Source organism: Ruminococcoides intestinale (assembly GCF_040095935.1).
GTDB lineage: Bacteria > Bacillota > Clostridia > Oscillospirales > Acutalibacteraceae > Ruminococcoides > Ruminococcoides intestinale.
In genome coordinates this window covers 150,248-164,225 of record NZ_JBBMFQ010000005.1, presented here as the reverse complement: position 1 = coordinate 164,225, position 13,978 = coordinate 150,248, and the positions used below count along the sequence as shown (strand labels likewise).

The 13,978-nt window shown below is 41.1% G+C and carries 4 protein-coding genes; all 4 read left to right on the top strand.

Going from position 1 to position 13,978, the window contains the following annotated elements; all coding sequences use genetic code 11:
* The first annotated feature begins 24 nt into the window (after nt 1-24).
* On the top strand, nt 25-9,333 hold the full coding sequence (locus tag WMO31_RS09260; RefSeq protein WP_367999579.1) for a leucine-rich repeat protein: 9,309 nt from the start codon (nt 25-27) through the stop codon (nt 9,331-9,333).
* A gap of 544 nt (nt 9,334-9,877) precedes the next feature.
* On the top strand, nt 9,878-10,366 hold the full coding sequence (locus WMO31_RS09255) for a CarD family transcriptional regulator (protein ID WP_101069956.1): 489 nt from the start codon (nt 9,878-9,880) through the stop codon (nt 10,364-10,366).
* Nucleotides 10,367-10,538: 172 nt separating this feature from the next.
* Nucleotides 10,539-12,566: a leucine-rich repeat protein gene (locus tag WMO31_RS09250; protein WP_367999578.1), complete on the top strand. Its 2,028-nt coding sequence runs from the start codon at nt 10,539-10,541 to the stop codon at nt 12,564-12,566.
* Nucleotides 12,567-12,573: 7 nt separating this feature from the next.
* Nucleotides 12,574-13,809, top strand: coding sequence for a glycoside hydrolase family 3 protein (locus WMO31_RS09245; protein ID WP_367999577.1), 1,236 nt, complete (start codon nt 12,574-12,576; stop codon nt 13,807-13,809).
* Nucleotides 13,810-13,978 lie beyond the last annotated feature (169 nt).

Genomic DNA, 13,978 nt, shown 5'->3' with positions numbered 1-13,978 from the left:
AATTATTCAAGTGTTGACGGTGCGTTGCTCAACAAGGAAAAAACATCAATTGTTTTGTATCCTAAGAGCAAATCGGGGGAATTTGCAGTTCCCGACACGGTTACAAGTATTGCTAATTATGCGTTTGACAATTCTCCAAACATTACAAAAGTAACAATCGGAGAAAATGTTAAATCTATTGGTACAGGTGCATTCAGAAACTGTAAATCACTTGAAACGGTTGTTTTTGAGGACAGTGATACCGTACAAAAAGCAATCGGTGCTTATGCATTCAACAATTGTCCTGCATTAACAGAGGTTAACTTTGGTAATGCGGTAAAATCAATCGGAGATGAAGCTTTTACGGCATGTAAATCACTTGAAAGTTTAGAATTTCCTGACAGTCTTGAAAGTATCGGTGAAGGTGCTTTTTCGCGCCTGAGTAACGGAACATCTGGTTCGTATATAGAAAGTATTCTCAAGAGAGTTAAATTTGGATCAGGATTAGAGACAATTGGCGATTATGCATTTTATGGGCACGGAATGCTTAAAACCATTGAATTTACGGGTGACAATCTGAAATCAATTGGAAGTAAGGCTTTCTATAATTGCTTTGCAATTACTGAACTCAATATAACGGGTAACGGTCTTGTTATTGATTCCTATGCGTTTTATTGTATTTATGCCCTCAAATCGGTAACACTTGGTACAGGTGTCAAAACAATTAACAGCTATGCTTTTCAGCAGTCCGCCTTTGAAACTGTAAATATCGGAAACGATGTTGAAACTATTGGACGTTATGCTTTCTATAATAATAACAAACTTAAACAATTAGTACTCGGTAAAGGTTTAAAGAGTATTAATGTATCAGCTTTCACAGGTTACAGCAACCTCACCGTATATTGCTACGAAGACACATACGGTCATGAGTATGCTAAGGGTATGAGCAATGTTGACATCAAGTTTATTCATGACAATTATTATGTTGTTGACCTCAAGGCGTCGGCTGTTTCAAGCAACAGCGTTACAATGTCATGGAAAAAGCCGAACGGTTATGACGCTATTGATCACTACATAATCTATAAAAACGGTGCAAAGTATGATGAAACGACAGATCAGACCTACACCGACATCAACCTTAAGAGCGGTGAAGAGTATGTTTACGGTGTTGTTGCCGTTGACAAAGAGGGCGTCATCTCAGAGGAAAAAACTGTCAGCGTAACCCCTGCCTGCACTTCCGTAAAGAGCATTACCCTCCCGAACAATAAAACCGATATCGGCGGTCTTAACAAAATTAAGCTTACCGCAACAATGGAAAGCAACCTTTCAAAAACAGGCGGTAAGGGCGAATTTCAGTTCAGCCGTGACGGCAAGGAGTGGAAGTCTGCTTGCAATGCAAATGTTCAGTCAAACGGTGTTGACTATGTAGGCTATTGGTCGCTTAGAAATGTTGTAACGGGCGAATATTCTCTCCGTTTCGTGTTCACAGACAAGGACGGCGGTCAAAGCTACAAAGACATCAAGGTGAATGTTGACAGAACTCACCCCGCACCTATTGACGAGGTTACCATAACTCCTATGGAAACCTACATCTCGCTTTCGTGGCAGATTTCCGTTGAGTATGACACTCAGATTTACAGAATCTACAAGCGAGCAGAAAACGAAACAGATTTTGAACTTTTAAGCGAAATCAGAAATCGTGACACAACAAGCTATAATGATAAAAAAGTTAAAGAAAATGTAACTTATTATTACTATATCGTAGGTACGGACGCTTACGGTCAGGAAAGTCTTAGATATGACATCGTTTCGGCAGGATTGATTAATGATACAATCCCTCCGCAGTTTATCAAGATGACTCCTGCATCAAACAACTATATCTACGGCAAACAGCCGTTCTCGGTAGTCGGCAACGATAATGTGGGCGTTGCAAAAACAGCGCTTTACTACTCAACCGATCCCGAAGCTCCTCTTGAAAGCTGGACTCTTATTGACGAGCATAACGGCAGTTCTTACTCGCAGAACATCGACACGACAGTAATGCCGAACGGCGTTGTGTATGTTGTTGCAAAAATTTATGACGCTGTCGGAAACTTCACCTATTCTCCAAAACAGAGATATATGTGCGACAATCAAGGTCCCGAACAGGTCAAGAATGTCAAGTGTATTGCAGTTGACGGCACAACGGCAACACTTTCTTGGAGCGATGTTTCGGACGATGATATTTCATACTTCGTTGTTGAATGCAAACAATCTGATGGAGTATGGAAGAGCATTTCAAGAACAAGCACAAACCTCGGTGTAAACCTCAGCGGTCTTACTCCCGAACACGATTATGTTTACCGTGTAATCGGCTATGACAAGCGTTCAAACCGAGGCACTCCTTCGGAAGAAATTACAGTTACAACTTTGAAGGATACAATTTGTCCAAAGGTAACAAAAATTACTCCCGATCCGGGTTATTTCAAATCCGAAATCAACCTCAGATTCACAGCAGAAGATGATTACAGAGTAAAATCAATCGAAATCCAGACTTCAACAGACAAGGAAAGCTGGAAAACGGTTTCCGAAATAAAGGCAACAGGCGAGTCTGCAAAATGCACATTCGACTGCAAACTTGACCTCAAAAACTATGAGGAAGGTTCTGTTTTTGTAAGGGCAAAGGTTTATGACAGCTACTGCAATGTGACCGAGGATAAAGACCTTACCTGCTACGAATATGTTGTTGACAGAACAGCTCCGATTCAGCCCACAGGTGTTACGGCATCATCGGGTGAAACAGAGGGAGGTTCGTCATTCGTAAACATTTCGTGGAATGCAATTACAGACGACAACAGCTTTGCTTATTACAGAGTGTACAAGAGCAACAGCGCTGACGGTGAATTTACCCTTTTGAAAAACAATGTAAAGACTGTCAATACATATGATGAAAATGTAGATTTCAGTGCTACCTACTACTATAAGGTTGAGGCTGTTGACCTTGCGGGCAATGTCGGCAAACAGTCGGAGGTTGTATCATGCAAAGTCAAGGACGATACCGAAAAGCCTGTTATCTATGATCTCTCACCTGTTGACGGCGCAAGAATAGGTAATAACAACAACTCCGTCACGGTTGCCGCATCGGATAATGCAAAACTCAGCAACCTGAAAATTGAGTATAAAACAAACGGACTTTTCAGTTCATATCAGACAATCAAAGAAATTGCAGGTAACTCAAAGAATAACTGTACCGCAACGGTTGCTCTCCCTCTTGATGAGCTTAACAGCGGCACAGAGGTTACAATCAAGGTTACGGCAAGCGATTCATCGGGCAATCAGGCTGATGAAAAAATCGCAACCTACACAATTGACAAGGATGCTCCCGAAATTAAGGATGTAAAGCTTGTTGAAAAAGACGATAATATCTTCAACCTTACATGGTCTTGTGATGCAGATGATCTTTCTCACTTCTATATATATAGAAAGCGTGCAAATGACAAGTCATATGTGCTTTACGATTCCGTAATGGCTGAAAGCGGAAAGAATTCATACACCTACAACGATAATGAAATTGCCGTTTCCGACAAGAGCGTAATCTACAAGATTGAGACTTTTGACAAGGCTAAAAACTCATCAAGTGCCGAAAGCAAACTTGTTAAGGTGTCGGGCATAATTGCTCCCGTTCCCGTACTCGATTGTCAGTCAACAGTTGTAGTGGGCAGTGAGTATATGTTTGACGCAACAGGCTCAACAGATGATACCGAAATTGTAAGCTACAGCTTTGACTTTGGTGACGGCACAGCCGTTGTAAAGAACGAAAGGGGCAAAACACTCCATATTTTCGATAAGACAGGCAAGTACAAAGTTACTGTCAGCGTAACTGACAGTGACGGCAACACAGCCAAGCTGACAAAGGAAATTACAGTTACAAGCAGAGAGCTTGTCGGCACAGTCAATGTATTGCTTAAAGACGAAAAGGGCAATGTTCTTCCAAACACAGACGCTTATATCGATCTCGGTGAGGAAGAACAGCAGCACGCATTTACCGATTCAAACGGTCTTGCCGTGTTTGAAGCTCCGATTGGTACTCACATTGTATCTTCATACAAAAAAGATTACCTCCCCGTTAAGCAGAATATTTCTGTTACAGGCAAGGAAACTTGTGTAACACTCGTTCTTGTCAACGAACCGATTGTTACGGGTGAATTTGAAATTCACAAAATGACATTTGATGAAATTGTTGCGGCAGGCATCGACATCAATGCCGCCGAAAACAGAAATGTTGTAAAAATCAATGTAACTCTCGTTTATGAGCGTGAACCGATTCATTCGGTAATCTATTGGAACGGTAAAACCGCAAAATCGGATCCGATTTATGTGAAAACATCATCAGGCACAAGAAAACTTACTCCTTGTGTAATCAGCGGTTCAGGCGGAAGTTCAGGTTCGGGTTCAGGTTCGGGTTCATCAAGTCTTGAAGATCCGACAATCGTTTATATTGATGTTCCTGTTGAGTTCTCATATCTCAAAGAATTCTTCAGCGTATCACTTCACATTATCAATCATGCGTCAAGTGATTTCAGCTTGCTTGACAACACGGTTACACTTAATGTTCCTGACGGCCTCAGCGTTGTAAAGACAAATTCGTCAGAACCAAAGGCTTCTGTCTATATTGATGAAATCAAGGGACAGACTCAGAAAACAATCAAGTGGATTCTCAGAGGTGACAAGGCTGGTACATATGATGTCTCAGCCGACTTCCTCGGAATGCTCTCATATTTCAACGAACCGATTTCCGCAAAATTCGTAGCCGATAATCCGATTGAGGTTCACGATGCGTCAACAATTGATGTTGACATTGAGGCAGCAAATCATAACTACGGCGGTAAAGTGTTCTACAATATCATTGTTGAAAACAAGGGTGACTTTGCTCTTGAGGGCTTTAAGTGGGAAAAACTCAACGAGTCCTACTGCGATGAATATGTTGATGCAAACGGCACTTCATATGAAATGGACAAGCAGAGAACAACACTTAATCCGAATGAAAAGTTTGTTTACCATTGCTATGCAAAGCTTGGCGGTTCGTACAAGTACATTGACAACATAATTGACGATGTTTCGTCAATGGGTGCAAACGCAAAGGTTTCGCTTCACGATGTAGATTACTTCCTCGAAAAGTATTTTGAAAAGTTTCCCGAGGAGGGCGGAGCGTATGTATTCTATGTTCAGGACAAGGACGGCAACCCGATATCGGGTGCAACCGTCGAACTTAACTCCGACCTTATATATAAAACCGACGGCGAAGGAAGAGTTATCATCAAGGAAGAGGACAGAAAAGACCTCGACTCGGCTTACTTAAAAGTTACTGCTGACGGCTACTACTCATATACGGATATGTACTTTGAGGGAGTTCAGTTCGGCAGTCACACAAATGTTAAGCTTTACCGTGTTGGTGAATTTGCCGTAGTCAATGTCAATGTTGACGGCAAAGACGCTCTGAATTCAAAGGCAACAATCAGAACAAATGCTAAGAATAAAGACGGCAGTGTCGCAAATATAACATTCTCATCAAAAATCTACGGCGAGGTTTCCAAAATTGATATTGTTCAGAATGACAAAGCATTAACTGCAAACAGCAGAAAAGTAAATTCATCTGAATATATCTATACAAATACTTATACAGCCTCGGACTTCACAGATGGCGACTCTGTATATATGTATGTAACATTAAAATCAGGCAAAGTTGAAAAGACCAAACTCAATATCAATTCCTTAAGAGTGTTTACTGACGATATCTCGGTAAAACTTCCCGAAAAGGGTTCACTGTTCTTCAGCGATTCTTCTTTTGATTGGCTCAACGGTGTATCGTTCGATTTTGAGTTCACAGATAAACTCGGACTTTCTTATGAATATAACAGATCTGAGAGTACAGTTACCGTTGGTGTCAACTTTGACATTGAAAAGGAACTTGAAAACGGAAATATCAAAAAGAAAGATCCGACCAAAAAGAATGACTCAAGCGATAATACGGACTATGAGAGCCTTAAAGGACACACAGCATTCACCGAAGTAGTCGAAAAATGCAGAAGTGAGTACAAAGACCTTCTCGCAAGTAAGGCTAAGGGAATTAAGTTCGATAAGAACCCGTCCTTTGATTTCTCACTTATGGGTGCTCTTGAATTTAATGTAAGAGATGACGGCGGATTAGAGCTTGCAAAGAGTAAGCTGTTTATCGGTGTGTCTGTTGCATGTGAATATGAAAGTCAATTCTTTATAGCTTGGATTCCTGTCAATATGAAAGTAGGATTTAGCCTTGGTGTAGGTGCAGAGGCATCTTTTGCATATAACAACGAGGACAACACCTATGGCTTTGACTACTTGGATTTAAAAATCGACCTCGGAGTTGATTTGGAGGCAGGCATTGGTGTCAACTGCCTTTCAGCCGGAATTTACGGTAGTGCGGAATTAGGCTTTAGCATTGACATCTGGAAAACATTTGAAATGAGAACCGTTGAATTGAGCGGTGAAGTTGGTTTGTATGTCAAGCTGTTGTTCTATTCCGAAAAATTCCCTATTGTGTCGGGTAGCACGACTATTTACGACCGAGATGCAAATAAAAAAGCCAAAGCATATTCCGAGCTTGTTGCAGCGGCATATGATGCCGACAAATACAACATAAATGATAAATTGCTGTCCTACAATTCGGGTTGGAATGACGAGATAGAGTCCGGCAACGGCAATACGGCATTGCTTGACAATGCATACTCCGCATCAAAGCCACAGATTGCAGCCTGCGGTGACAAGGCGGTAATGGTTTACCAGAGTGTTGACGAAAATGCAACAAATTCGGCAAATGCACTCGCACTTTACTACAGCGTTTACGATTCAACAACTGGCAAGTGGTCAAAAGCATCAAAGCTTGATGACAACAAAAATGCCGATATGTCGTACTCACTTGCAGTAAGTGGAGATCAGATTTATCTTGTTTATGCCCAGAGTAACACAGAGCTTTCGGAAGATTCTTCAATTACCGATACAGTAAAGAACATTGATGTATATTCTGCAAAGTTCAGTTTTTGGTCTAACAAGTTTGAAAACTTTACACGCATTTCAAACAACAGTACATACGATGCAAACCCTGTTCTTAAAGACATCAACGGTGTTCCCACAGCAATTTGGATGAACAGTTCTTCAAACAATCCGTTCTTTAATGACAGCTCCAACTCAATTATGATGAGCAGTCTTGCTAACGGAACGTGGTCACAGCCACAGGCTGTTGCACAGAATGTTGACACGGTAATCAACTGTGATATTATCGAAAGCTCAAAGTCAAAATATGTTGTTTACACCTGTGACAAAGACGGTGACCTTTCGACAACAGACGATAAGACAATCTGTGTCTGCAACACAGCCACAGGCGAAACAAACGTAATTGCAGAAAATGTTGAAACTGCAATCTCAACAGGCGAAGTTCTTAACAAATCCGTTGTAGTTTGGTACGAAAACGGAACTCTCATGCAGTATGATGTTCAGTCTCAGGCAAAAACGGAGATTTGCAACATATTAGGTTCGGCTGCAAACGGTGTTGAAATAGTAAACGATGAAAACGGCAACTGTGCAATCGTTTACACAGAGAGCAAGAACAAAATCAATGCCCTCTATCTTGACACGGCAAGCGGTACATGGTCAAATCCCGTAACACTTGTTTCATCCGACAACTACATTGAAAATGTTGAGCCGGAGTACATTAACGGCAAGCTTACATTCACATATTATGATTCGAAGGTAATTGATGACGATATGAACACAGAGTCAAAGCTTGTTACAACAATTGCCGACTCTGTTTCAAAACCTGTAATTACAGATGCAAGCGTTGACTACAGCGAAATCAACGCAGGCAAGGAAGCCAAAGCAGATGTATCTGTAACAAACAACAGCTTTGAACCGACAGGCAACCTCACCTTTACGGTAAAGAACTATGACGGTACTGTACTCGGTACATATACAACAACAGATAAATCACTCTCTGCAGGTGCAAGCGAGAAGTTCAGCGTTCCGTTCACAGCACCCGAACAGATTGTAAACCGTTGTATAACAATTACCGTAACAGACAGCAAGGCAAAGTACACTTCATCATATGATATCCCCCTCGGTTATACCGATATGGCGGTCAGTGCAGAACAGTATATTGACGGCGACGAAAACTTCATCAAGGCTGTTGTGTACAACAGATTCAGCTATGACTCTCCTGCAACTCTTGAGGTTTATAACAGAAACACAAACGAGGTTTACTTCACACAGAACATTCCTTTTGTTTCAAAGAATACCCCCGTTACGATAACTGTTCCGCTTGATAAGTCATATGTTGATGACACAGGCTTTGTTTCAGTCAGGGTAATCTCAAAGGCAAACGATTACAACGACTTCAACAATACTTATATGTTCGAGTATTACAACACGGATATACCCGATAATATGATTCTTATGGGTGATACAACCCTTGACAGAAGAATAGATGTCAGCGATGCAACATTCGTTCAAAAGCATATCGTAAAGCTTGAAAATCTTACAAACAATGCCCTCATTGCGGCAGATGTTGACAGGGATAACACAATCTCAATCAAGGACGCAACCCTGATTCAATGCTATGTTGCAAAGTTTGAAAATTGCGGTTACTGCGGTACATATGTTGATCCGAGTCAGTTGCCGACAGTCCCCGCAACCGAACCAACAACGGAAACTCCTGCAACAGAGCCTGTTACGGAACCGTCAACAGAGGTCACAACAGCTCCCGTAACAGAACCGACAGTACCTACAACACAGCCCACAATGGTTGCTCCCACAACCGAACCGACAACAGTCGGCAAGTCATATGTTTATGCAAAGGGCTATACCCATGCATACTTCTGGAACAGTGATGCAACCGATATGGCAGGTAAATGGCCTGGAAAAGCAATGGAAAGTGTCGGTGACGGTGTCTACCGTATAGCCGTGCCGACAGGTGCAACAAATGTTGTGTTCAGTAATAAGGGCGAAAACCAAACTGCTGATCTCACGGTGAATGTCGGCAAGATTTATTCAAACGGTAACTGGACAAATTACAGCGTTGAACCGACAACAGCTCACACAACTGTTTATGTCTACGCAAAAGGCTACACCTATGCATACTTCTGGAACAGTACCGCAACCGATATGGCAGGTAAATGGCCTGGAAAAGCAATGGAAAGTGTCGGTGACGGTGTCTACCGTATAGCCGTGCCGACAGGTGCAACAAATGTGATTTTCAGCAACAATGGTGCAAATCAAACTGCTGATCTCACGGTGAGTGTCGGCAAGATTTACTCAAACGGTAACTGGTCAGCCTACAATCCGTAACCTTTACAAAACGACTTTTGCTGATGAATTGACATTTATGGCTCAATGTCAATAGTTGGGTGGCAACCCGTAAAAACAGAATAAAGAGTAATAACAAGCGAGAGTAATAACAAGCGACAGAAATTAAACTGTCGCTTGTTTTGTTGCAGTAATACTCGCTGTGTGTATTTAATATCTGTGATTCAGATATTTTTATCAACTTAAAATATATACCGAACAATAACATTTTTGACCTTTCAAATTACCTAAATGTGTTTGTCAATAGGCATAAATTCCTCGACGCCTCCAATTAAAATGTCTTGCATTTCCAAGAGCCTTTTCGTAAAATATCCGCAGAGCGTATTTTGTACCCTGTTTCGGATTTAAACCAATTCTATTTTAACGGATTTTGGTAGAATATGCTCTAATTTCCCACAGTGAAAAAATTGTCAAATTCGGTAATTTTGCCTATAACAAAATTATGCAAAAAGTGGTATAATAGTACTGTAAGAACTCAGTGTTTATCTGAAATTTAAGATGATGCGATTATACGGATGGTGAAAGTATGTACAGTATTGGCGAGATTGTTCTTTACGGCTCAAACGGAGTTTGTGAGATTACCGAAATTACAACGAAAAAAATCGGAAAGGATTCTATTGAATACTATGTTTTAAAACCTGTTTGCTCGGATTCTTCAACGCTTTTTGTTCCGACTCAGAATGAAATGCTTGTGTCAAGAATGCGTGTTGTCCTTTCTTCGGATGAAATTAAAGATATTTTGTCACAGAAAACCGATAATGAAATATGGATTGACAATAAAGCAGAAAGATGTGAAAAGATCAAGGAGATTATTTCGGGCGGCGATTGTATGAAGCTTGTTGAGCTTATCAGGAGAATGCACTTCCACAGTAAGCTCCAGCTCAAAAAGGGCAGACGACTTCACATTACTGACGAGCGTTTTCTCAAAGAAGCTGAAAAAATGGTTTGTGACGAGGTTTCGGTTGTTCTTCACATTGACCGTAACGATGTTCTTCCGCTTGTGCTTGCAGGCTGATTTTTTAAAAAATATATAAAGGATACAGAGGATTAACCGGAGCATTCTTTGAATTGCTTTCAATGTTGTTCCTCTGTTTTTTTATTTTTGGTAATTCTAGGTTGTTTGCCTATTTACAAAATGTTGCATTTTGTAGTAAAATATAGGAATAATGATTTATGGGAGCTATTTAATGAGAAATTTCAAAAAAACTTTATCATTTTTACTTTCAACGGTAATAATAGTTTCATCAGTTGTAGGTGTCGGTACAACCGTTTTTGCCGCAACCGATGAACGCACATACAAAAACTTTAAATACAGAATCCTTGACGATAACACAGCCGAAATTTGCGGTTATACGGGCAAGAATGCAGTCGTTACTGTTCCCGACAGCATTGATTCAAAGCCTGTAACCTCAATCGGCAGGACGGCTTTTTATTCAGGCAAAATCAAGGAAGTGACAATTCCAAACACAGTAAAAAATATCAAATGGTGGGCTTTTTACGGTTGTGAAAGCCTTGAAAAAATCAACCTGAATTTTGGTTTGAAAACTGTAGGCTACGGTGCGTTTATGAATTGTAAAAGTCTTAAATCCGTGAGCATTCCAATGTCCGTAACGCAGATTTGCGATGATTCGTTTGCGGTAAGCTGTTCAACCAAAAAGGGTGTTTTTGACACCTACAGTAAGCAGACAATAAGCACTCAGCAGTATTCAACCGATTCATTATTCACTCTTGAAGGCTATTCGGGGACTGTCGCAGAAAAATATTGCAATGATAATTCGCTAAACTTTGTTTCGTCGGGCAATGTGATTTACGGCGATGTTAATAACAACGGAACTGTTGAGGCAGCTGATGCAAAGCTTGCCAAAAGCCTTATCGACACTGTTCCGACCGAGGAAGAACTGACGGCTGCCGATGTTGACGATGACGGCAAAATCACAGAAAATGATGTTAATCTTATTTTGCAGGCTGTCGGCAACGAATTTTACGCACAGCTTTTTCCGTGTGCAAAGGCTATGTATTCTGCTCCCGACTACCTTTCGGGCAGAACTATGTATTGTGACGGCGACAGCGTTGCCTACGGTTCGGGTACGAACACAATGGGAAATTCAACATATTCTTTCTGCAATTATGTTGCCGAAAAATATAATATGACAATGACCAACAAGGCCACTCCCGGCACAACTCTTGCAATAAGAAAGAATTTTATCGGCACAGACCACAGAAGTATCCTTGAGCGTGTCCGTGAAATGAAAGGCAGTTACGATGTTATTCTGCTTGACGGCGGTTTTAATGACCTGTTCAAAAATGTTGAAATGGGTGCAATGACCGATATAAATAATAAATCGGGAAAATACAATGAATACACCACAGCAGGTGCGTTGGAAAGTATTTGCTATTTTCTCGACAAGAATTATAAAGACTCAATTAAGCTGTTCGTACTCTGTCACAATTGCTCAACAAGAACAAAACAGTCACAGTATTGGTCTTTAATGAAAAATATACTTGATAAGTGGGAAATTCCCTATGTTGACCTTTCGGAAGAAACAGAGCTTACCGGTGATAATGAGGAAATTACAACACAGTATTTTAGATATAATGCAACAACCAAAAAAGGTGACGGGATTCACCCTCTTGCATATGCCAATATGAAGATATACGGTCCCATCGTTGCCGAAAAGCTTAACGAAACAGTACAGAGCAAGTCTGAACTTGTTTTGCCGAAAAGTGATATTTCTATGGGACTTTTTGAAAGTTACACCCTTAACAGCGAAATTACGGAGTTGAGGGGAGATATAGATGTCAGTTATTCAAGCAGTAACCCGTCAGTTGCCTCTGTTGATGAAAACGGCAATATTGTTGCCACGGGCATAGGCGATACGGTTATCACGATTTCGACATCTGACGGTAAAACAAAAAATGTGAATGTGAATGTAAAGTTTCTTGCAATGGCGGTTAGCTTTGGCAAAAATAAAATTTCACTTTCAGAGGGTAATTCAAGCTTGCTGAATCTTTCTGTAGCAGACGGTGAGGCGACCTGTTCAACAACCTATTCGTCAACAGATCCGACTGTTGCGTCTGTTGATGAAAACAGCGGAAAAATTACAGCCAACAAAACGGGCAAAACAACAGTATCGTGTACCACGGCAAACGGTGTAACGGTAAGGTGCCTTGTATATGTCATAAGCAGTGCGCAGACTAAAATGCAGAAAGCGTAAGGCGTTTATGAAAATATTTAACAGAAAATTAAAAATAACTTCATTTGCTTTGCTTACATTATGTATGGTTTTTGTAATGACGGCTTGTGCCGAAAACAGCAGTCAGTCCGAAAAATCACAGCCTGCAGAGCAGACGACTGTTCAGCCGACAACAATGTCAGCCGAAGAAATTAATGACCGAAAGCTTGATAAATTCATATCTGATATGACGCTTGAAGAAAAGGTGGGTCAGATGTTTTTTGTACGCTGCCCCGATGAAGATGCTGTGCAACAGGTCAGCGAGTACAATATTGGCGGTTACATCCTGTTTGGCAGAGATTTTGACGGTAAAACCAAAGATGAAGTTGTTGACGATATTCACAGCTATCAGAACGAGGCGGATATTCCGCTTTTAATCGGCGTTGATGAGGAGGGCGGAACGGTTGTGCGTGTCAGCAGTAACCCAAACCTCCGTGAAACTCCGTTTCTTTCTCCAAAAGATACTTATGCAGACGGCGGTTGGGATGCTGTCAAGCATGATGCAGAAGAAAAAGCGGATTTGCTTCTTTCACTCGGAATCAATGTGAATCTGGCTCCCGTGTGCGATATGACCTCGGATGAATACGGCTTTATGTATGACCGTTCTTTCAGCTCGGATGTTGATATGGAAAACAGATATGTGCGAACCGTTGTTGAAACAAGCAAATCAAAAAAGCTCGGCACGGTTCTGAAGCATTTTCCTGGTTACGGCAATAACAGCGACACACACACGGGAATTGCATACGATGACCGTGACTATTCGGAATTTGAAAATACGGATTTTAAACCGTTTTATCAGGGAATTGAGTCCGGTGCCGACTGTATTCTTGTTTCACACAACATAGTTAATTGCATGGACAGCGAATATCCTGCGTCACTTTCACAAAAGGTACATGATATTCTCAGAAATGAATTCAAATTTGACGGTGTAATTATGACCGATGACCTTATCATGGACGCAATCACGGATTTTACGGGAGATGAAGCGGCGGCAGTCACAGCGGCAAAATGCGGTAACGATTTGCTCTGTTGTTCATCTGTCGATACCCAATATCCCGCAGTTCTTGAGGCTGTTCAAAACGGTGAAATTTCCGAAGCTCAGGTTGACGCATCCGTAAAGCGAATCCTGAAATGGAAACAAAATCTCGGCATTTTTAGTATTGACACCTATCAGAAAAAAGTCAAATCAACCGAACCAACGGATACCGTTGGAAGTGAGGAGTGAAAAGTTAATAGCTGTTAGGTGCGGTCGGGAAGATAGTTTGAATCGTTTTGCCCGAGTATGCGACTGCAAAAATTCTTACGGTAAAACATAAAACACCCCGAAGATTAAGTTCTTCGGGGTGTTCTGTTTGTAAAGGTTGGCTGAAATATATCTCAACAGATGTGATATG